General features: G+C 46.0%; 21 protein-coding genes and 1 other annotated feature. Of the genes, 20 read left to right on the forward strand and 1 reads right to left on the reverse strand.

Annotated elements, in window-relative coordinates; all coding sequences use genetic code 11:
• The 14 genes from Q7P41_RS00405 to lptB all read left to right on the forward strand — a co-directional run.
• A partial coding sequence (locus Q7P41_RS00405) for a sodium:alanine symporter family protein (protein WP_303881164.1) occupies positions 1–1,016 on the forward strand: 1,016 nt, incomplete at its 5' end.
• A 62-nt stretch (positions 1,017–1,078) separates the two neighbouring features.
• Positions 1,079–2,194, forward strand: a complete 1,116-nt coding sequence (alr, locus tag Q7P41_RS00410; protein WP_303881166.1) for an alanine racemase — start codon at positions 1,079–1,081, stop codon at positions 2,192–2,194.
• 74 nt (positions 2,195–2,268) lie between these two features.
• Positions 2,269–3,387: an alanine dehydrogenase gene (gene ald, locus Q7P41_RS00415; RefSeq protein ID WP_303881168.1), complete on the forward strand. Its 1,119-nt coding sequence runs from the start codon at positions 2,269–2,271 to the stop codon at positions 3,385–3,387.
• A gap of 223 nt (positions 3,388–3,610) precedes the next feature.
• Positions 3,611–5,539 (forward strand): transketolase, encoded by a 1,929-nt coding sequence (locus Q7P41_RS00420; protein WP_303881171.1) that lies wholly within the window; start codon positions 3,611–3,613, stop codon positions 5,537–5,539.
• A gap of 5 nt (positions 5,540–5,544) precedes the next feature.
• The gene (locus Q7P41_RS00425; protein WP_303881174.1) at positions 5,545–6,330 is read left to right on the forward strand and encodes a tRNA (adenine-N1)-methyltransferase; all 786 of its coding nucleotides are present in this window, start codon (positions 5,545–5,547) and stop codon (positions 6,328–6,330) included.
• A 1-nt stretch (position 6,331) separates the two neighbouring features.
• Positions 6,332–6,865 carry an epoxyqueuosine reductase QueH gene (locus tag Q7P41_RS00430; RefSeq protein ID WP_303881176.1) on the forward strand — a complete coding sequence of 178 codons (534 nt, stop codon included), beginning with the start codon at positions 6,332–6,334 and terminating at the stop codon, positions 6,863–6,865.
• 10 nt (positions 6,866–6,875) lie between these two features.
• The gene (locus tag Q7P41_RS00435; protein WP_303881289.1) at positions 6,876–7,850 is read left to right on the forward strand and encodes an AIR synthase-related protein; all 975 of its coding nucleotides are present in this window, start codon (positions 6,876–6,878) and stop codon (positions 7,848–7,850) included.
• 92 nt (positions 7,851–7,942) lie between these two features.
• Positions 7,943–8,101: a rubredoxin gene (gene rd / locus Q7P41_RS00440; RefSeq protein ID WP_303881179.1), complete on the forward strand. Its 159-nt coding sequence runs from the start codon at positions 7,943–7,945 to the stop codon at positions 8,099–8,101.
• A 112-nt stretch (positions 8,102–8,213) separates the two neighbouring features.
• Positions 8,214–8,443: a binding site (T-box leader), on the forward strand.
• A gap of 48 nt (positions 8,444–8,491) precedes the next feature.
• Positions 8,492–9,535: a threonine synthase gene (gene thrC / locus Q7P41_RS00445; RefSeq protein ID WP_303881181.1), complete on the forward strand. Its 1,044-nt coding sequence runs from the start codon at positions 8,492–8,494 to the stop codon at positions 9,533–9,535.
• Complete coding sequence (gene thrB, locus Q7P41_RS00450; protein ID WP_303881183.1) at positions 9,529–10,485, forward strand: homoserine kinase; 957 nt, start codon at positions 9,529–9,531, stop codon at positions 10,483–10,485. The genes thrC and thrB overlap by 7 nt, the downstream gene beginning before the upstream one ends.
• Complete coding sequence (locus tag Q7P41_RS00455; RefSeq protein WP_303881184.1) at positions 10,467–11,717, forward strand: aspartate kinase; 1,251 nt, start codon at positions 10,467–10,469, stop codon at positions 11,715–11,717. The genes thrB and Q7P41_RS00455 overlap by 19 nt, the downstream gene beginning before the upstream one ends.
• A gap of 2 nt (positions 11,718–11,719) precedes the next feature.
• Positions 11,720–12,718, forward strand: coding sequence for an aspartate-semialdehyde dehydrogenase (locus Q7P41_RS00460; RefSeq protein WP_303881186.1), 999 nt, complete (start codon positions 11,720–11,722; stop codon positions 12,716–12,718).
• Between the two features lie 25 nt (positions 12,719–12,743).
• Positions 12,744–13,592 carry an LptA/OstA family protein gene (locus tag Q7P41_RS00465; RefSeq protein WP_303881189.1) on the forward strand — a complete coding sequence of 283 codons (849 nt, stop codon included), beginning with the start codon at positions 12,744–12,746 and terminating at the stop codon, positions 13,590–13,592.
• A gap of 8 nt (positions 13,593–13,600) precedes the next feature.
• Positions 13,601–14,326, forward strand: a complete 726-nt coding sequence (gene lptB / locus Q7P41_RS00470; RefSeq protein ID WP_303881191.1) for an LPS export ABC transporter ATP-binding protein — start codon at positions 13,601–13,603, stop codon at positions 14,324–14,326.
• Here lptB and Q7P41_RS00475 read toward each other — a convergent pair.
• Positions 14,316–14,771 (reverse strand): hydrogenase maturation protease, encoded by a 456-nt coding sequence (locus tag Q7P41_RS00475; RefSeq protein ID WP_303881193.1) that lies wholly within the window; start codon positions 14,769–14,771, stop codon positions 14,316–14,318. The two genes, lptB and Q7P41_RS00475, sit on opposite strands and share 11 nt — an antisense overlap.
• A gap of 71 nt (positions 14,772–14,842) precedes the next feature.
• Between Q7P41_RS00475 and murJ the strand changes: the two genes are divergently transcribed.
• The 6 genes from murJ to groL all read left to right on the forward strand — a co-directional run bounded on the left by murJ (position 14,843) and on the right by groL (position 21,168).
• Positions 14,843–16,390, forward strand: a complete 1,548-nt coding sequence (gene murJ, locus Q7P41_RS00480) for a murein biosynthesis integral membrane protein MurJ (protein ID WP_303881195.1) — start codon at positions 14,843–14,845, stop codon at positions 16,388–16,390.
• Position 16,391: 1 nt separating this feature from the next.
• Entirely contained in the window at positions 16,392–17,279 is an 888-nt protein-coding gene (gene hslO / locus Q7P41_RS00485; protein WP_303881197.1) for an Hsp33 family molecular chaperone HslO, read from the forward strand.
• Positions 17,276–17,821, forward strand: a complete 546-nt coding sequence (locus Q7P41_RS00490; RefSeq protein ID WP_303881198.1) for a hypothetical protein — start codon at positions 17,276–17,278, stop codon at positions 17,819–17,821. Before hslO ends, Q7P41_RS00490 begins: the two co-directional genes overlap by 4 nt.
• A 201-nt stretch (positions 17,822–18,022) precedes the next feature.
• Positions 18,023–19,009, forward strand: a complete 987-nt coding sequence (tsaD, locus tag Q7P41_RS00495) for a tRNA (adenosine(37)-N6)-threonylcarbamoyltransferase complex transferase subunit TsaD (RefSeq protein WP_303881200.1) — start codon at positions 18,023–18,025, stop codon at positions 19,007–19,009.
• A gap of 198 nt (positions 19,010–19,207) precedes the next feature.
• Positions 19,208–19,498 carry a co-chaperone GroES gene (gene groES, locus Q7P41_RS00500; RefSeq protein WP_303881203.1) on the forward strand — a complete coding sequence of 97 codons (291 nt, stop codon included), beginning with the start codon at positions 19,208–19,210 and terminating at the stop codon, positions 19,496–19,498.
• 50 nt (positions 19,499–19,548) lie between these two features.
• Positions 19,549–21,168 carry a chaperonin GroEL gene (gene groL / locus Q7P41_RS00505; protein ID WP_303881206.1) on the forward strand — a complete coding sequence of 540 codons (1,620 nt, stop codon included), beginning with the start codon at positions 19,549–19,551 and terminating at the stop codon, positions 21,166–21,168.
• Positions 21,169–21,214: the final 46 nt, after the last annotated feature.

The raw sequence follows: 21,214 nt of genomic DNA on the forward strand, positions 1-21,214 counted from the left end.
CCCGTTTTAGGGAAAAAGACGAAGCAGGTAACTGGCGCGGAGGGTCTATGTACGTATTAAGGGCGGCCACGGGACAAAAGTGGTTGGCCTGGCTTTTTGCCCTCTTTGCGGCACTGGCAGCCTTCGGAATTGGCAATATGACCCAAGCCAATTCTACTGCAGAAGCAGTAAATTTGGGTTTTGGCGTCCCTCATATATATACTGGAATAGCGCTGGCTTTTCTAACGGCCCTGGTCGTAATCGGTGGCCTAAAAAGTATAGCCAATGCTACCACCATTCTAATCCCTTTCATGTCCGTGTTGTATACTATTGGTGGTCTGGTATTGTTTTTAATGAACATGGATAAATTGCCGGCTGCTTTTGGTGCAGCATTTTATTATGCCTTCCATGATCCTATGGCAATGCCAGGAGCTGTGGCCGGGTGGACACTCAGGCAAGCGCTGGTAAAGGGCACCGCCCGAGGCATCTTTTCAAACGAAGCTGGCCTTGGGTCGGCCCCGATGGTTCATTGCACAGCCATAACGGATCATCCCGTGCGTCAAGGCACCATGGGCATTTTCGAGGTATTTTTGGATACCATAATTATATGCACAATTACCGTTATAAGCATCATTGCCACGGGTACTCTCACTGGTTATCCTGAACTTACAGGAGCTCAATTAACTCTAACCGCCTTTAGTACCGTTTGGGGCCGCACAGGCGCGATGTTTTTGGCAGTTTCTCTTGCCCTTTTTGCCTATTCGACGGTGCTTGCATGGTACTGGTACGGAGAAACAGGAGCGACTTATATATTGGGAGTGAAGGTGATTCCCTACTACAAGGCTCTTTGGATCATCTGTATAGTTCTTGGCGCTTGGGGTGGAAGTGAGTTTTTACGGAACATTTGGGATTTTGCCGATACTTTAAACGGCCTGATGGCTATACCTAACCTGATAGCTTTATGGTGGGTGTCTGGTGAGGTGCGGCGGTTAGTGAGAGATTTTGATGCCAGACGAGCTCGTGGTGAGCTGACATAGGCGCCAATACAAGAAAAGGAGGCCTAACGGCTTCCTTTTTTCTTTCTTAGGGGGTGTTTTGGTTGGATTTAAGACCTACGAGGTATGAAGTTAACCTGAAAAATTTACAATATAACTTTATTAACATAAGGAATTTCGTCGGACCAAAAGCACAAGTAATATCGGTGGTAAAGGCGAATGGTTATGGCATGGGAATTGCCAGGATCTCAAAGGCTTTAGTGGAAGCTGGTTGTCAGAGGCTTGCCGTCGCTACACCCGATGAGGCCGTAAGTTTACGGGAAGCAGGCATCCAAGAACCCGTGCTTGTCCTTGGTCCCTCACCCCATGAAGCTGCAGAATATTATGTCAGATATGATATAGCTGCAGCATTGACCGATATGTCCTTTGCGCATACAGCAAGCCGGACAGCAGAAAAACAAGGTAAACTAGCACGCCTTCACCTAAAAATTGACACAGGCATGGGGAGAATTGGCTTTTTGCCCGAAGAATTGGCGAAAATATTGCCGGAACTAAAAAGCTTGCCTTGTCTCGATATTGAGGGAGTTTTTACTCACTTTGCTACGGCCGATGAGCCTAACCTGGATTATACGCATTGGCAGTTTAAAAGATTTGCTAGAGCCCTGGACATATTGGAGGAATATGGAAGTAAAACTAGGTTGCGCCACGTTTGCAACAGTCCGGCGACACTCAATACCCCAGACTATCATTTGGATGCTGTTAGGCCCGGGTTGATATTATATGGAATGTGGCCGTCTGAAACATGCAGTAGGCCCTTCGAGCTAAAACCTGTATTTCAGATCAAGACTGAAGTGGCTGTTCTGAGGACATTGCCGTTGGGAAGCGGTGTGGGTTATGGATTGCGCTATATGACTCGAGGGGAGGAAAGAATAGCCGTTTTGCCCATAGGATATCACGATGGCTATCCGCGCAACCTTTCCATGAAGGCAAGCGTTTTAGTAAGGGGAGTGCGTGCTCCCATAGTAGGAAGCATTTGTATGGACCAAATGATGGTAAACGTTACCCACATACCGGACGTAAATGTGAAAGACGAAGTAGTGCTCCTCGGAAGTCAGGGAGAAGAGCGCATAACGCCAGAGGAGATAGCTTGCTTGCTTGGAACCATAAATTACGAGATACCTAATTTATTTACACCGCGAGTTCCTCGTGTATATTTATGAGGATATATTGTATAATCTATGTTGAAGTGATAGTTTTATCTATCTCAAATAATAAAAAAGGAGGCATTTTTTAAATGAGGATAGGTTGTCCGAAAGAGGTAAAAGATAACGAGTTCAGGGTAGGGCTTACTCCAGCAGCCGCGAGGAGCTATGTTGATGCCGGACATGAAGTGGTGGTAGAAAAAGGTGCCGGTACTGGCTCAGGAATCACTGACGAAGAATATAAGGCTGCCGGGGCTAAAATATTGGACACGGCTAAAGAGGTTTGGTCTACTGCTGACATGATCGTAAAGGTTAAAGAACCGCTTCCCCAAGAATACGATCTAATGCGTGAGAACCAGTTAATTTACACTTATTTTCACTTTGCTGCAGATGAGACGTTGACTAAAACCTGCCTGGACAAAAAGATAATAGCTGTAGCTTACGAGACGGTTCAAGAAGCCGATGGCTCGTTGCCTTTGTTAAGACCGATGAGCACCATTGCTGGGCGCATGGCCTGTTTGATGGGAGCTTACTACCTGGGTAAGCCTCATGGGGGTATGGGATTGCTTCCCACGGGCGTTCCGGGAGTTGCTCCAGCCAATATATTGGTAATTGGCGGCGGTGGCGTGGGAAGCAATGCCGCGAGAGTTGGCGCCGGACTTGGTGCAAAGGTGACCATACTTGATGTAAGTCCGAAGGTTCTTGAAAATTTGACTCAAATCATGCCTCCAAATGTGTTCCCTCTGTTTAGCGATAGTCATACCTTGGAAGCAGAGTTAAAAGAAGCAGATATAGTAGTAGGTGCTGTGTTAATACCTGGTGCAAAAACGCCAAAGCTGGTTCGCAAAGAACATTTGAAGCTAATGAAGCCAGGTTCCGTGATCGTAGACGTGGCGATCGATCAAGGTGGATGTGCTGAAACTTCGAAACCAACAACTCACTCTGATCCCGTATTCGTGGTAGATGGCGTGGTTCACTACTGTGTCGCAAATATGCCTGGGGCTTATTCCAGAACTGCCACCTTTGCTCTCAGCAACAATACCATACGATACGGACTACAGATTGCCAATAAAGGTGTAGAGCGTGCCTGCAGGGAAAATCCAGCGCTTTCGAAGGGATTAAACATGTATAAAGGCGTTATTACCTATAAACCCGTGGCAGAAGCCTTTGGCATGGAAGATTTGTATAAGCCTCTAGAAGAAGTCATATAAAAAGCTGCTTCCTCATAACCCGATAGGTTGTCAAAAGGCGGAAGTTATGCGACTTCCGCCTTGATTTATCCAGCCTTCGCCCGTCAAGGCAAGAGATATGAAGAGGTTGCAATAGCCTTTGGTTGCTGGTATAAGGTATGCGTTAACTTTAGCTTGCTGTTTTGTCTATGGATAAAATGTTCAAGTCTATTGTTCTTAATTTTTTTCTGTTGGAGGTAGCCATATGAAAGAATTGCTTCTTTCCCTCACTCATTTTCCTAAAGATGAATTGGATGAGGCGGAGTTAGCGGCTTTCCGCCGTGCTGCTAAAACGTGCCGAGGTTGGATTCTGACAATGACCACGGCAGCAAATAGTGGACATCCCGGAGGTTCCATGTCAAGCATCGAGATGTATTTGCTGACCTATGCCGTTTCGGATTTGCGCAGACAAAACGCCGATGACATAAATAGAGACTTTATCGTCATTAGCCATGGTCATACTGCGCCCGCTGCCTACTCAACACTTGCCTATCTTGGATTCTTTGACCCTACAGAACTTTTGGGAAATTTTAGGCGAGTTGGGAGCCCTTTTCAGGGTCACGTTGAGCGCTCCGTGCGTGGCATAGATTGGGCGAGTGGAAATCTGGGACAAGGATTAGCCGCAGGCGTGGGTTATGCCTTAGCGCAAAAGAAAAGACAAAACAACGGTCACGTATTTGTTTTGATGGGAGACGGCGAACAGACTAAAGGACAAGTGTCCGAAGCGCGAAGAATCGCCGTGAAAGAAGGCTTGGATAACATCACGGCCTTGATAGATTTTAATCATATTCAAATCAGTGGTTTCGTTGAAGAGGTCATGCCTGTTCAATATAAAAAACTGTGGGAAGTTGATGGTTGGCAAGTATATGAATGCGATGGGCATGACCCTTCGAATATTTACTCTGCTCTGAAAAAGGCATACGAGGACCAAAGACCAAGCGTGGTGGTTTGTAACACCACTATGGGCAAGGGGGTCTCTTTCATGGAAGCCATTCCTGATTTTCATGGCAGGGCGCTGAGCAAAGAACTATATGTGAAAGCAATGGAAGAGCTGGGAGAAGACCCATCGATGTTAGAGGATGTGTTAAGTGCGCGGAAAGGTCCTCTGCCCAAGGGCAGGGTTGTTTGTCCCACAGCCTTGCCCATTGAAGTAGGTACTCCTTTTGTTTACCCTCCAACCGCTAAGATGGATAACAGGAGTGCTTTCGGTAAAGCTTTGGCAAACATTGGAGACTTAAATTACGGAAAGCCGGTACCCGTTTTGGTCTTTGATTGTGATTTGGCTTCCTCAGTTAGAGTAGATGAATTTGCAAAGAAGTGTCCTGATTGGTTTATAGAAACTGGAATTCAGGAGCATGCCACAGCTACTGTAGCAGGTGCATCGTCTTGTGGGGGCGCAGTGAGCGTTTGGGCCGATTTTGGTGTGTTTGGGCTTTCTGAAGTATATAACCAACAACGATTGAACGATATCAACAGGACCAATCTCAAGCTTTTTTTGACCCATGTGGGTTTAGACGTAGGAGAAGATGGCATGACCCATCAGTGCATAGATTACTGCGGATTACTTCGCAATCTTTTTGGCTGGAAATCGGTCGTACCCATTGATCCCAACCAAACCGATAAAGTCACCAGATGGGCGCTATGTCAGGAAGGCAACGTATGCGTTGCCATGGGCAGGAGCAAAGTTCCTGTTTTGACGAAAGAAGACGGAGTTACCCCTTTTTATGACGAGGATTACGTCTTTAATTACGGAACTATTGATATGATTAGAGACGGTTACGATGCTTCCGTGTTTGCGATGGGTCATATGGTTTACCGAGCCCTTCAGGCAAGAAAATTGCTGGAAGAAAAAGGCGTTTCCTTGCGCGTTTATGGAGTTTCCTGTCCCTTAGCCTTAGACGATGAAGTTGTGACGGAAGCTGTTAAAATGGGACCTATCTTTACCTATGAAGATCATCATATCCGCACGGGATTGGGTCAGGAGATGATATCAAAGCTCCAACGTTTGGACCTGAGGGGAAGGGTAAAGCCCTTAGGAGTTTGGCGCTTTGGCGATTCAGGACCTTCTGAAGAAGTATTTGAAGCGATGGGATTGGACTCTAAAGCATTGGTCCATTGTATTTTACAGGAGTGACATTGATGTTAGAAGAGGGGACGCTTGTTTTTTTGCGTTCGGCCAATAGAAAAGATAGTTTTTTGGTTTCTTTGGAGAGCGAGGGAAAGCTAGAAACTCGACTAGGTATAGTATTCCACAAAGAGGTCATGAAGGCCGGTTTTGGCGGTAGGGTTTGCTCTCATAACGGCAACGTTTTTTACATCATGAAACCGACCTTGGGGGAATATCTGCGCAGGATTAAACGTAAAACCCAGATAGTTTTTCCGAAGGAAGCAGGTTTTATATTACTTCAACTTGATATAGGACCTGGTGCAAGGGTAGTGGAATGTGGCACAGGGTCGGGAAGTTTAACTACGGCATTCGCTCACTTCGTTGGAGATGAAGGCTGCGTTTATTCTTACGATGCGCGCGAGGAATTTGTTGAGCTTGCTCGCCGTAATTGTAGGAAGTGGGGCGTTGAGCATAGAGTGGAATTTAACGTGAGACACCTTTCCCAAGGCTTTGAAGAAACTGACGTTGATGCAGTGTTTTTAGATTTGCCTGATCCGTGGAACTACTTGCTGCAGGTCAGAAGCGCCCTTGCATTAGGTCGCCGAATGGGAGCGTTGCTTCCAACTTTCAATCAGATAGAAAAATTCCTTCGCGCTTTGGAGGAAAATTATTTCGTTGACATTGAGGTCTTGGAAATATTTCTCAGAAAACTAAGAATCGATCCGGACAGGATAAGACCTGAGGATAGAATGATAGGTCACACTGGCTACCTAATTTTTGCGACATCAATTGCTCCTTTGAATGGCGGTGTTAGATGACATGAAAGTTTTGCTGCACCTTTGTTGTGCTCCCGATGGCACTATACCGCTTGAGCGTTTGCTCTTTGAGGGTAATTTTGTAGTTTGCTTTTTTTATGGCCATAACATCCATCCTCAATTGGAGTACGAAAAGCGTCTTCAAGCCGTAAAGAAGCTGGTTGAATATTTTGGAGTTCAACTTTTAGCACCAGCCTACGATCCCCATCGCTGGTTTCTTGAGACAAAACATTTGGCGAAAGAACCTGAGGGCGGAAAAAGGTGTATGTTGTGCTATCGCCTGCAAATTGAAGAAGCGACGAAGCATGCGATCGCATTTGATTGTGAGGCTTGTGCCACGAGTCTTACTGTCAGTCCACATAAGGATCCTGAATTGATAAACGCGATTGGAAAAACCTTATCAAACAATGTAGGTCTAAGTTGGATAGATCGAGTTTGGAGAAAACGCGGTGGATTTATTGAATCTGTCGCAAAAAGCAAGGATCTCGCGCTTTACAGGCAACGTTATTGCGGTTGTGTTTATAGCATTAGGGGGTGAACGTGTATTGATGGATGACGCTTCCATACCGGTGGGGAAGGTTCCTCCGATTTTACTACAGCCGCTCCTCAAGGAGCTGAGAGGATTTCATAGAGATGAAGTGTTAATAGGACCGCAGATAGGAGAGGACGCAGCCGTTATCGGGTGGCCTGCAGGTGCCTTTCTGCTTGCTACATCCGATCCCATAGTTGGAGCAGTTAAGGGAACCGGCAATTTGTTGGTCAACGTAAATGCCAACGATATTGCGGCCAAAGGCGGCGATCCAGCTTATATGATAGTGGTCATAATATTGCCCAACACGATGGCGCTAGATGATGTGGCTTCGCTGATGAAAGAGGTCGATGAGGAAGCCAAGAAGTTAGGGGTCGCCATCATCGGAGGGCATACGGAATTTTCCGATCGTTACAATTATCCCATAGTAGTAGGTACTATGCTTGGGATTGGTCATAAGGTTTTAAGAGCAAGTTCGATCAGACCTGGTGACCTAATACTTTTGACAAAGCACGTTGGTCTCGAGGGAATGGTTATACTTGCCCATGATAGGGAGGATTTGCTCGCATCTGTTTTATCTTCTGAAGAAATCGCTGAAGTAAAAAGTTGGGATTCTATGCTATCGATACTACCAGAGGCGAGGCTTCTAAGAGATCTTGCTTCCTTCATGCATGACCCCACCGAGGGAGGCGTTGTTGGTGGGATAGCTGAGATTGTTTCTCTGACTTCCTTAAAGGTCAGGTTGGATTTTGATACTTTTCCGATACATTCCATTACGGAAAAGGTTTCCGAGGCTCTAGCCTTCGATCCCTTGCATCTCATTTCTTCGGGAGTGCTTTTGGCAGTCCTGCCGCCCGAGAAAATCGATGTAGCGAAAAATCGCTTGAGAGAACAAGGCATCGCTTATTCAATTGTAGGAAAGTTTGATGATACCGGTATGGGGGCAAGTGATCTCATGACAAAAGAGGAGCTCTGGCAATTGTTGAGTCGTTGATAAAATTTTTATGCCTTTCCGATGGTGTTGGGTCGACGATTAGTTTATAATCATTACTAGCTTTAGTTTAGATGATTGGAGGAGGGAAGGTCATGGAATACGTTTGCACGGTTTGCGGTTATGTTTATGATCCGACGGAGGGTGACCCCGATTCGGGTATTTCGCCGGGAACTGCTTTTGAAGATTTACCCGATGATTGGGTATGCCCCGTATGTGGAGTCGGAAAGGACATGTTCGAACCGGCAGAGTAGAAGACCTTAACCGTTTTATTTTTTGATCTTGCTTAATCGTAGGGACAATTGCGAGAAGTTTTGCTTGACATATCTCGGAAAAGGTATTATAAGAACCATTAAAGTTGACAAATATGGCGCGATGACGGGGAAGAGTAGTTTATTTTAGCGAGCTCCAGAGAGGGAGCTTTTCGGTGTGAGGTTCCTGTTCGCGGATGGATGAAGACCACCCCTGAGCTGCTATCGAAGCCAAAGCTTTTTGGATAAGATAGCGGGGTCCGCCCCTTAAAGCGGAAAGAGATCCGAAAGAATTTGTTTCGGAAAGTGGAGTGGGACCGCGGGAGCCCTCCTCTCGCCTCCAAAAGAGGCTTGAGGAGGGCTTTTGATAACCTTGTGGAAGGTGGAAAGCTGATGGTTTGTTTATTGGAAAAATATGCTCAATATTTCCCGGTGACCTCAAAAACCCCAATTTTATCGCTGGGAGAGGGCAATACCCCTTTGATCCCTCTTGATAATTTGAGCCTGAAACTTGGCGTCGAGCTTTATGCTAAATGTGAGGGGCTTAACCCTACGGGTTCTTTTAAGGACAGAGGCATGGTGCTTGCTGTTTCTAAAGCTCTCGAGTCAGGAGCTTCTGGCATTATATGCGCTTCAACAGGAAATACATCTGCTTCGGCTGCAGCATATGCTGCCAAGGCAAAAATAAAATGTCACGTCGTTCTCCCTGCTGGCAAAGTAGCACAGGGTAAACTCGCCCAAGCTTTGATATACGGGGCAAACGTCTTAGCTATTCATGGAAACTTCGACGTTGCCCTTGGTATGACTCGCAAACTTGCCAATGATTTAGGGCTAAATATAGTGAACTCCGTTAACCCCTATCGATTGTGGGGACAAAGGAGTGGAGCATGGGAAGTATGCGATGAGATTGGGGCTCCCGATTGGTGCGTATTGCCCGTTGGGAATGCCGGCAACATTTCGGCTTATTGGGCAGGTTTCGTTCAATACAGGAGGGCTGGCCTCATCGCCTCCATCCCGAGGATGATCGGAATACAGGCCCAAGGCGCTGCTCCGCTCGTCGTGGGGAGGCCCTTTGAAAAGCCCGAGACCGTGGCTACTGCTATACGAATTGGCAGTCCCGTAAACGCTAAAAAGGCGATGGCTGCTGTTAAAAGCAGCAAGGGGATGTTTTTGGCTGTTTCTGACGAAGAAATACTAATGGCTCAGAAAGACTTGGCGAGCAGCGAGGGTATTTTTGCCGAACCGGCCTCTTGCGCTACCCTTGCAGGTTTGTACAAGTTGAGCAAGCAAGACAATTTGCCAAAGAATGCAAGAGTTGTAATGGTATTAACTGGCAGCGGCTTAAAGGATCCAGAGATAGTTGATAGGATGGCTCTGTCTCCGAATGAAGTTGCTGCAGAATACGAGACGCTAAGGGAGGAGATTTTGTCATGTTGACTGTGATTGTCCCAGCATCGAGTGCTAATGTAGGCTCAGGGTTTGATTCCTTCGGTGTTGCTTTATCTTTGTACAATCGCTACCAAGTGCTTGATTTACTGCCTCCCCATACATATGACATAGAAGTGATTGGCGAGGGCGGAAAAGACATAGCTGCAGGCGAGAATAACTTGATCATCAAATCATTCGAGGCGGCTATAGCAAATTTTGGCATACCTCCCGTGGGATTGAGGCTAAGGTCTTACAATGCCATACCCTTATCTAGAGGGTTAGGAAGTTCTGCTTCGGCTATAGTCGGAGGAGTAATGTTGGCAAAGGCAGTAGGAAAGCCTGAACTCTCGAAAGAAAGACTTCTTCCCTTGATGGTGGAGTTGGAGGGTCATCCCGATAACGTTGTTCCTTGTTGTATGGGCGGATTTGTCATAAGCGCTTGGAACGGAAAAGAAGTAAAATATGTAAAGCTACCGTATTTTAAAGAAAGGATAAAGATAGTGGTTGCCGTACCCGATGTAACTGTGGATACGAAAAAGGCTCGAGAAGCGCTTCCGCAAGAGGTTTCGCTCCAAGATGCTATATTTAACTTAAGTCGGGCAGCATTGCTAGCGGCTTCTTGGGTTACCGGCAAATTAGAAAACTTGCCGTGGGCCATGGAAGACAAACTTCATCAACCCTACAGGGCTAAACTCTTTCCCGGAGGGGAAGAGATATTGGAACGCGTAAAATCTGTGCCAGGTTGCTTAGGGGTTGCAATAAGCGGATCTGGCCCGAGTATGCTGGCCTTTGTGAAGGGTGATCCAACGCGAACGGCAAAAGAAATGTGCTCGGTTTTTACTGAAAAAGGACTGAGGTCTCGTTTCTTCGTTTTAGATATTGACCAGGAAGGCGCAAGAATAAAAGAGGCAGAAGCCAAAATGCTTGAGGAAGCGGATCGATGTTCGACCATTGCGTAGTGTTGAAATTTGGCGGGAGTTCCCTTGCCACGGTGGAGCGAATTCGTAACGTTGCAGCGCGCGTGAAGGGCGATTATTTGGATAAAGGGTTCAATGTGGCCGTCGTTGTTTCGGCCATGGGCAAAATGACCGATGACTTGGTTGAGCTTGCACAAAAGACCTCAAGCGTGTTTAATGGCAGGGAAATGGACCAGCTTTTAGTCATCGGCGAGCAACAAAGCGCAGCTTTATTGGCCATGGCTATGGAAGAAACAGGAATTAAGACCAAGTCCTTTAACGGCTTTCAGGCTGGTTTTATCGCAAGAGGCCACCATACCGAAGGAAGGATAGTAAATGTCAATCCCAAAAGGGTTGCCTCCTGGCTTGGCGAAGGCGGCACCGCCGTAGTTACGGGTTTTCAAGGAGTTAATGAATTTGGAGATTTTATGACCCTGGGTAGAGGTGGTTCTGATCTGTCAGCCGTTGCGCTGTCTGTTGCTTTAAATGCAGAATTTTGTCATATATACACTGACGTAAAGGGGATATATACGGCCGATCCGAGGCTGGTTTCTAACGCCAAGAAATTGTCTAGTGTTTCCTATGAAGAGTGCATTGAGATGGCCGCTTTAGGAGCAAGGATGCTTCAGGCGAGGAGCATCGAGTTTGCCTCATTATATAAGATGCCGATTTATGTTAGTTCAAGTATATTAGATGGGGAGGGAACATGGGTGAAGGAAGCAAACATGGAAGAAGTCATAAAACACGGAGAAGTTAAAGAGGGTTTAACTATTAAGGCTATCGTCCATGACAAAAACATTGCTAAAATAGCCGTGTTGGGCGTTCCCGATGTTCCCGGGATAGCTGCTGGACTGTTTAGCAAACTGGCAGAGCGTGGAATTGGCGTCGAGATGATAATACAAAGTGTTATGCGAGGCGACGTCAATGATATAGCTTTTCTGGTCAAAGAGGCGCTACTTGGGGAGGCCATCGAGGTTTGCAACGACTATGCGCAGGAAATTGATGCTCAGGGTGTTACCTATGATTCGGAGATTGGGAGGGTATCGGTTGTCGGAATTGGCCTGTCGGTATATCCTGATATACCAGCTCAAATGTTTTCGGTTCTCTCGCGAGAAGGCATCAATATTGACATGATTTCCTCTACTTCAAATTCGATCACCTGCGTTATATCCTCCTCCTCGATAGATAAGGCTGTATCTTCTTTACATAGACATTTCATGGAAGGAGAAAAGTAGACATGAAGGTAGCAGTATTGGGCGCAACAGGCCTTGTGGGACAGGAGATAATTAAAGTCTTGGAAGAAAGGAACTTTCCAATTTCTGATTTCGTTCCTTTAGCCTCCAGTAAGTCAGCCGGAAAGGTCGTTGAATTTAGCGGGGCTCAGGTGGAAGTGAGGGAGGTTGCTGATGATGCCTTCAAAGGCGTGGATATCGCATTATTTGCAGCCGGCGCAGGCGTATCCAAAAGATGGGCCAAGGTAGCGGTTTCTAGAGGCGCAGTAGTAATAGATAATAGTTCCGCTTGGAGGTTAGATCCTGAAATTCCTCTTATCGTTCCCGAGGTGAACCCAGGAGACGTTATGCGTCACAACGGCATAATAGCAAATCCCAATTGTGCCACCATTCAGGCTGTTGTGGCCCTGGCTCCCCTTCACAAAAGATTTTGCCTTGAGTATTTTTCGGCGGTTACATTTCAATCGGTATCTGGCACGGGCAGGCAAGCTCTTGTTGAGCTCGATGAGTGCACACGCGCCATTTTGGAGGGCAAATCCTTTGAGCCGCAAGTCTATCCCCTGCCCATAGGGTTTAATGTGTTGCCTCATATTGGAGCAATGGACGAGTCGGGTGTTTCCGATGAAGAGTGGAAGATGTTAAATGAATCCAGAAAAATTTTACATCATCAAAAGTTACAGGTTAGCTGCACTACTGTCAGAGTGCCTGTTAAGCGAGGTCACTCGGAGGCTATAGTGGCTCAATTTGAAGAACGAGTTACGCTTGAAGAAGCAAATGCAATTTTGTCCGAGGCTCCTGGCATAATAGTCATGGCTGAAAATAAGTATATAACTCCTCTGCAAGCCGCTGGTAGCGACCTAGTTTATGTATGTCGTCTGCGGAGCGATCTTGGAATGTCAAGAGCCCTATCCATGTGGGTCGTTTCGGATAATTTAAGGAAGGGCGCAGCGCTCAACGCCGTTCAGATAGCCGAATTAATAGCATCTAGGGCGAAAGCTTTTTAGCGTACTGTAGCATAGGGGGAATAAAATGAATAGGAAAAAATTCCTCGGTGTCTTATTGATCTTTTCATGCCTTTTGCTTTTGTTGCCACATTCATGTCGGGGAGAAGAGAGTGCTATAACCGAAGTTATACTGCATTCTGACGAGCTGTACTACGATCCCAACGCTGGCAGGGTGACCGCGAGGGGAAGTGTTGAGGTCACGAAGGAGGACCTAATTGTAAATGCACCCTTTGCGGAAGGGTTTATAGACGGGGAGCAGTTTAGGTTTTGGGATAACGTTGTCGTTTCTTGGCCTTCGCAAGAAGCAACTTTGACTTGTGTAGAGTTAAAAATTGATCGGGACGAAAGGGGCACTTTGTTTCATTCATTCGGTAAGAGTCATCTGATAAGAGGTCAAGACGAGGAAATCCGCAGCGATGAACTTGAGTGGCTGCAAGGAGAAATAGTTTACTACAGCGCAGTAGGTAATGTAAATGCGCGAATGGGACAGATGAGAATTATAGCAGAAAAAGTGACCAGGCAAGGCGAGAGTTTCAAAGCGATTAAAGTGCGCCAATTTGAAGATAAGGGGCGCGATCTTCGTGTCAGTGCCCAGGAAGTTAGTGGAAAGATAACAGAGGAACAAATAGAGGAATTGTGGGCTACTGGAAATGTTGTAGTTATTCACGAGCCCTCAGATGGTGAAAGAACTCATATCACTGGAAAGCAAGCTCATTATCTTCGTGGCAAGGGAGTTCTTGAAGTTACAGGTGATGCAAAAGCGGTTCAAGAAGGAAGGACCATAGAAGCCGAAAGCCTAATATACTACGTAGATGACAGACATATCGAGGCTTTGGGGAGACCTAAAGTTGTCATTGAAGTCAAGGAGGATTGAAAGCTAACATGGCAGACCTGCTATCTGTTGTCGGATTAGAAAAATCCTTTAAACAGAGAAAGGTCGTTTCAAACGTTACCTTTCAAGTTAGAAGAGGAGAGATAGTAGGGCTACTGGGCCCTAATGGTGCTGGCAAAACTACCACCTTTTACATGATAGTTGGCTTGTTATACCCTGATGCGGGGGAAGTTTATCTTGATGATGTGGAAATAACATCCTTACCAATGCATCACCGAGCAAGGTTGGGATTAGGCTATTTACCCCAAGAAGCCTCGGTGTTTAGGTCTTTAACAGTAGAGGAAAACTTGCGTTTGATTTTGGAGGAACAAAATTTAAAACGCGAAGACGTTGAAGAAAGAGCATCCCGTTTAATGGCGGAGTTTGGATTACAGAAGATTTCGGACGTTAAAGGCCATTCTCTGAGCGGAGGAGAAAGAAGGCGTGTTGAGATTGCCAGGGCCTTGGCAATAGAGCCCGATTTTTTGATGCTGGATGAACCCTTCAGCGGCATAGATCCCATAGCAGTCTACGACATTCAGCAGATGACGTTAGGCTTGCGACATAGAGGTTACGGCATAATACTGACCGATCACAACGTGCGCGAGACCTTGGCCATAACCGATAGGGCTTGCATAATTCACGAAGGACAAATCTTGGTGGAGGGGGACCCTGATATGGTGGCCGAAAGCGAAATCGCGAGGAAGTATTATCTCGGAGAGCGATTTAGCTGGTAAGCAGTGGAATGTCGCGCAACCTTGATGTCGTGATAATTTTAACAAGTTTTCTTGCTGCTTCATGCACAGAAGTGGAAAGTTTTGTGGAGAAACCTCTTGTTTCCGGTTGTATGCCTATTATGGTAACATTGCAATTTTTTATTTGAGATTCTATCAGTGTCAAGAAGGGCAAGCCGTGAGTCAATATAAAGCCCTCGGATTGTGCCAAAGGAATCCTTCTAATGCTTCCGGGCGGCAAATTCATTAAAGCTGCATCTACGATAACGAGTTCTTGGGGCTTTTTTCTCCTCAAGGGTAGAATAAAATTTTCGGGGACACTTTCACATATTGTAACTTCAATATAAGGAGGCGAAAGTCTTTTTAACATCTTGGCGACGAATATGCCGACTCCGTCGTCACCCAAGGTGCTGTTACCGACTCCCCAAACGTGAATTTTTACATTCATTGACATCACCTTATAATAACAGATGTAGTTTTTTACAACCAAAAAGCAAGAAGCGGGAGGATTGAAAATAATTGGCCAAAGCAATCGATACCATTATACGACATTCGATGGTGATGACCATTGGCACCTTTGCCAGCAGGATATTGGGGCTTATACGCGAAACAATTATAGCTGCCTTTTTTGGTGCGACGCGACAACTCGACGCCTTTTTGGTGGCATACACGTTAGCCAACTTGGCAAGGCAGCTCCTTGCGGAGGGTGCTTTATCCGCTACTTTTGTCCCTGTTTTTTCTCGAGCTTTAAGCACGCAAGGAGAAACAAGAGCAAAGGAATTGGGGCGGCAAGCTTTGACACTTTTGATAGCGATTGGTTTCTTTGTAGTTTGTCTTGGTATCATACTATCCCCTCAGTTGGTTTCGCTTATCGCTCCGGGCTTTTCGGGCGAGGAAGCTGCTCTGGCAGTGTCTTTTACAAAAAGGCTTTTCCCCTTCTTGCTAATTATCTCTCTTTCTGCCCTCGTCATGGGGGTGCTTAACAGCTTGGGTTCTTTCTTTGTGCCTGCTGTAGCGCCAGCTGTAAGCAATGTGGTGTTTATCGTGGTTGTCCTTTTCTTTTATGAAAAGTTCGGTATTTCAGCGCTTCCCGTTGCAGTCTTAGCGGGTGGGGTATCTCAATTTTGCGTTCAGTGGATATGGAGCGCCTGGAAGGGATTTGTGCTTTATCCAACTAAAATCAATCGCGCTGACGATGAATTGAAGACGATGATGCGCCTTTTTCTCCCTTACGTGGTAGGCCTTTCCTTCAATCAATTGCATCCCATTATAAGTAGGGTGATGGGTTCTTTTTTGGAGGCAGGTTCTATCTCGGTATTGAATTACGCTGACAGATTGCTTCAACTCCCTTTGGGGTTATTCGTGATAGCCATATCGCAGGCGGTATTGCCGACACTTTCTAAAGTGTCATCTAATAAAGATGAATTTATCGAGATCTTTCGTGATTCGCTTCGGTTTTCCTTCTTTTTAATCTTACCCATCTCGATCATGGCAGTGATATTTTCACCCGAAGCGGTTAATTGTGTATTTTATAGAGGTGCCTTTGACGATTGGGCTTGGAGGGCCACTAGCCAGTCCTTGGCCATTTATTCCCTTGGGTTGCTGGGAATGGCGTTGACTAACGTTACATTAAGGGCAATATATGCCTGCGGCTTGCCTAAGGGTGCCATGCTCGTCACATCCTCCACGGTCGTGGTAAACTTTTTGATAAGTGCCTCTACCATGAGGTGGTTGTCGTACAGGGGTTTAGCCCTCGGCGTGGCTTGTGCTTTTACCAGCGGAGCTTTCTTAGGCATAAGCTATTTGGCGAAGGCAACCGGAAAAAGCTTAAAGATATTTAATCCCAAGTGGTGCGCTAAGTTGGCCCTTTCTGCCTGTCTATTGGTTTTGTTTTCTATAGCCTACAAATTTTTATTACCCTATCCCTTTGGGGGGAGTACAATAGCGAAGGCGCTATGGTTAATGGGTGCCGGAGTTTTAGGGGTATCGGTTTATGGTTTTGTAACTTTGTTTTGCAGATTACAAGAGTGGAAGTGGATAATACGCTCCATCAAAGGGGAAGATTAAAGTGCCTCAAAACGATGAGCATAAAGCAACAGTGCACAGATGCCTACTTGGAACAGGAGATGCTAGGGCTATTGCGGTAGAGGCAACCCAATTGGTGAAATTACTCCAAGATGTACATAATTTGTCTTTTCTGGCAACAGCTGCTCTTGGAAGATTGGTAATGGCCTCCATGATGATGGTGGCCGATCAGAAGGTAAAAAGAGCGAGAATTACCTTAAAGGTTGAAGGAGATGGCCCCTTAGGCGAAGTAGTGGCTGACGCTGAAAATCGAGGAAAAGTAAGAGGTTACGTGAAAAACCCGTGGGTTGAACTTCCTCTTTCTGAAAAGGGCAAGTGGAACGTGAGTGCTGGTGTGGGCAGCAACGGATATCTAACAGTGATAAAAGATCTTGGGCTAAAAAGACCGTTGATTTCCAAAGTTCCTTTAGTCTCAGGTGAAATTGCCGAAGATATAGCTTGCTACTATGCTAAGTCTGAGCAGATTCCAACGGCAATTGCGCTTGGAGTTTTGCAGAAACCCTCTCTGGGCGTCCTGTCGGCCGGAGGCTTAATGGTGCAACTATTGCCCGATGCCGATGAGTCTTTTGTTGGCATGCTCGAAAGATTATTAGAAAAATATGACTCCATCAGCAGGTTGGCAGAACAGGTAGGATCTTCGCAGGATATACTTGAAACAATATTTAAAGATCTGAGTAAAAAATGGCTGGGAAGTACTTCTTTTGAGTTTGGTTGCAGATGTTCAAGGAATCTCGTCAAGGCGTTGCTGCTTTCAATGCCCGAACTAGAGAGTGAACGGGATGTTTTAGAAGTCAGGTGTCATTTTTGCAATAAAGTGTATACTTTTACTCCTGAAGAGATAGAGGAGCTAAAAGGTGGTGGAAGGAGTTGAAGAAACTTTTTTTTCTCATGATAACGATTGTATTGTCCGTATTTATCGCAATAATCACCTTTGGTGCTGGCGAACTCTGCGCTGATGAATTTGAGGACTTGGCGATAAAGCGGATCACTACAATGTACCTTGAGGGCCAAGAGTTTGGAGATTTAGTATTGGGGGCAAGGGCAAGATTTGATTTCCTTTACGTCGATGACTTGCTCGTTAAGGCGTCTATAGCCTCTGGAAAGACGCCAGATTGGCTCAAATGGCACTTGGGTCATTTTGGAAGCCCCCAAGCGCGGGGTAAGGAACTATTTGTGTTGCGATATGAAACCTATAAACCATTCGATTTTGACCCTTTTAAAATAGCAGTCAACGGGATGTATTTATCAGAAAAGGAGGTTTTAACAAAGCTCACGCGAATACCAACAGGATCTTTACCCTCCGGAGCGGTTGGTGACCTTGCTTTTGTGGTTCCTAGGTCTTCGGATGGGGTATATAATATAATTTATGAAGGAAATGAAATTAGAATCGACTTGGATAAATTTAGAAATTGAGCGAATCAAGAAAGGGTGATCTTTTTGCATAAATATCGTTGTGTCAGTTGCGATGCCGAGTTCACAAGTACAACTTTCGCCCACAGCTGTCCTAGCTGCAGAGGAAAAATATTAATTCATTTGGAGGGAGAAGCACCGAGAAAAAAGTCCTGTGCCAGCGGAAGTTGTTCTTCTTGTAATGGTTGTGGCAGGTGACGTTAAATGTTGACCTTGGGCATTGAGACAAGTTGCGACGATACATCGGTCGCGTTGCTTGAAAATAACAAGAATTTACGCTGTTTTTTGGTTGCAAGTCAGTTAAAAGATCACGAGACCTTTGGTGGTGTGGTTCCCGAACTTGCCTCGCGCAAACATTTAGAAAACCTTATACCTTTGCTTTCTCAGCTCTTGGATGAATGCGAGATTAAAAATCCACCACGGGAGATACATTTGATTGCCGTCACGGATGGCCCTGGCTTAATGGGTTCGCTGCTAATTGGAACTACGGCCGCAAAGGCATTGGCTCAAGCTTGGGAGGTTCCCTTAATAGCTGTAAATCATTTGGAGGGCCACATATTTTCAAATTATCTGGCGCATGACGATTTATTGCCTCCTTTTATAACATTAATAATTTCAGGAGGTCACACAGAGCTTATCCTAGTAAGATCCTTCGGAGATTACAAGTTGCTTGGGGCTACCAGGGATGATGCGGTGGGCGAAGCCTTCGATAAGGTAGCACGTTTGTTGGGTTTGGGTTATCCGGGAGGACCGATGATAGAAAAAATGGCAGGAAAGGGAGATCCCTTTGCCATACCGTTGCCCGTCCCAATGGCCAATAGCCCTAGCATCGAGTTTAGTTTCAGCGGTTTAAAGACAGCCGTACTTTGGGCTTTAAAGAGAAATCCGAATTTGAGGGTGGAAGATGTGTGCGCCTCCTTCCAGCACGCAGCTATCGAGGCTTTGCTACGAAAGGTGGATTTGGCTGTAAAAATAACTGGAATAAGCAAAGTTGCTATCTCAGGTGGTGTTGCTGCTAATACTTGGCTTCGGGAAAAAATAAAAGAAAAGTCTTGGCATGCCTATCTTCCGCCAATAGAGCTGTGTACCGATAATGCCGCTATGATTGCCGCGGCTGGCTACAATGCTTATAAGAGAGGAGAAAGGTCGCCGCTGTCCTTCGTACCCGATCCTTCCAAATCTTTGGCGTGAAAACCCCAGAAAAATAAAGAAAATACGACATATCTGCCTCTATTTAGCAGTAAGTTGGCATAAATGCCTTTATTTCTACTTGTAATAAATAGAGGGAGGACCTTAATATATTTATCGGTTTGTTAGCACTGATTGGCAGTGAGTGCTAACAAACCGATAAACGTGATTATCATTCATTTTAGCAAGGAGGGATGTTAAATGCAGCTTAAGCCTCTAGGAGATCGAGTAGTTATTAAGGTTCTAACCCAAGAAGAAAAGACCAAGGGTGGAATAGTACTGCCAGACACAGCTAAGGAAAAACCACAAGAAGGAGAAGTAGTCGCGGTAGGAAGTGGCAGGGTGTTGGAGAATGGTCAGAAGTTGCCCCTTGAAGTAAAAGTCGGGGAAAGGGTAATTTTTAGCAAGTATGCCGGAACAGAAGTAAAGATAGAGGACGAAGAATACCTTATTTTGAGCGAACGTGATATCTTGGCTGTGGTTATGAAATAACTGAAAAATGCCTGATGATCAACCTGAAGCTATAAAGGAGGGAATTTATAATGCCGAAAATACTGAAGTTCGAGGAAGAAGCTCGCAGGGCATTAGAGCGAGGCATAAATAAAGTTGCCGACACGGTGGGTATAACATTGGGGCCCAAAGGGCGAAATGTGGTATTGGAGAAGAAATTTGGCTCCCCCACGATTACCAATGATGGTGTTACCATCGCCAAGGAAATAGAACTGGAAGAGCCCTTTGAAAACATGGGAGCACAGCTTTTAAAAGAGGTAGCTTCAAAGACCAACGATATTGCTGGTGACGGAACGACAACTGCCACGGTGCTTGCTAGAGCCATGATACGTCATGGCATGAAAAACGTTGCTGCTGGAGCCAACGGCATGTTGATGCGAAGGGGCATCGAAATGGCAGTAGACGTAGTTGTAGATGAATTGAGGAAGATGGCAATACCTGTCAAGGATAGATCCAAGATCGCCCAGGTGGCGGCTATTTCTGCCAATGACAAAGGAATTGGTGAACTGATCGCTGAAGCGATGTCCAAGGTGGGAGAAGATGGTGTTATCACGGTTGAAGATAGTCAGTCCGTGGGTACCACTTTGGAGATGGTCGAAGGGCTTCAATTCGACAAAGGGTATATCAGCCCCTACATGATTACCGATCCAGAGCGAATGGAGGCCTCCTTTGAAGATGCATACATCCTGATTCATGACGGAAAAATCAGCAATGTAAAAGATCTGCTTCCCATATTGGAAAAGGTCGTTCAAACCGGAAAACCGCTTTTGATCATTTCTGAGGACGTAGAAGGCGAGGCTTTGGCGACTTTGGTGGTCAACAAATTGCGCGGAATCTTGCAAGTTTGTGCTGTTAAGGCGCCCGGATTCGGCGATAGAAGGAAAGCCATGCTGCAGGATATCGCTATAGTGACTGGTGGTCAAGTCATTAGCGAAGAGCTGGGAATTAAGCTTGAAAACGCTGATCTTTCCATGCTTGGTCACGCCAAAAAGGTGCGCGTTACGAAAGAGGAAACCACAATAGTTGAAGGAGCAGGCGACAGCGAGGCTATAAGGAAACGTGCTGCTCAAATTAAAGCGGAGCTGGAAGAAGCTACATCCGAATACGACAAAGAAAAACTTCAAGAAAGGCTTGCTAAACTAGTAGGTGGCGTAGCTGTTATCCAGGTGGGCGCGGCTACTGAGACCGAACAAAAGGAGCTGAAGCATCGTATAGAAGATGCCTTGAGTGCGACCAGAGCCGCCGTAGAAGAGGGTATCGTAGCGGGTGGCGGAGTTGCATTGCTAAATTGCGTCCCTGCACTGGAGTCCTTCATCGAAACTTTGAATGGGGATGAGAAGATTGGGGCTCAGGTAGTGTTGAATGCCCTCGCTGAACCCCTGCACTTAATAGCTAAAAATGCCGGATTTCAGGGAGACGTGGTTGTGGAAAAGGTACGAAGCTTGCCCAAGGGGCAGGGCTTAGATGCGGTTACTGGCGAGTATGTCGACATGATCGAAGAAGGCATAATAGACCCTCTGAAGGTTACTCGTAGCGCCCTACAAAATGCCGGCTCGATCGCGGCCATGGTGCTCACGACGGAAGTCTTGGTGGCCGAAAAACCGGAGAAAAAAGAAGCTCCAAGGATGCCTGAAATGCCGGAGTATGATTAATACGCGTGCCAATATAAAAAACCGCGTTGATTATAAAGGGCTATGG

The sequence above is a fragment of the Acetomicrobium mobile genome (genome assembly GCF_937920065.1).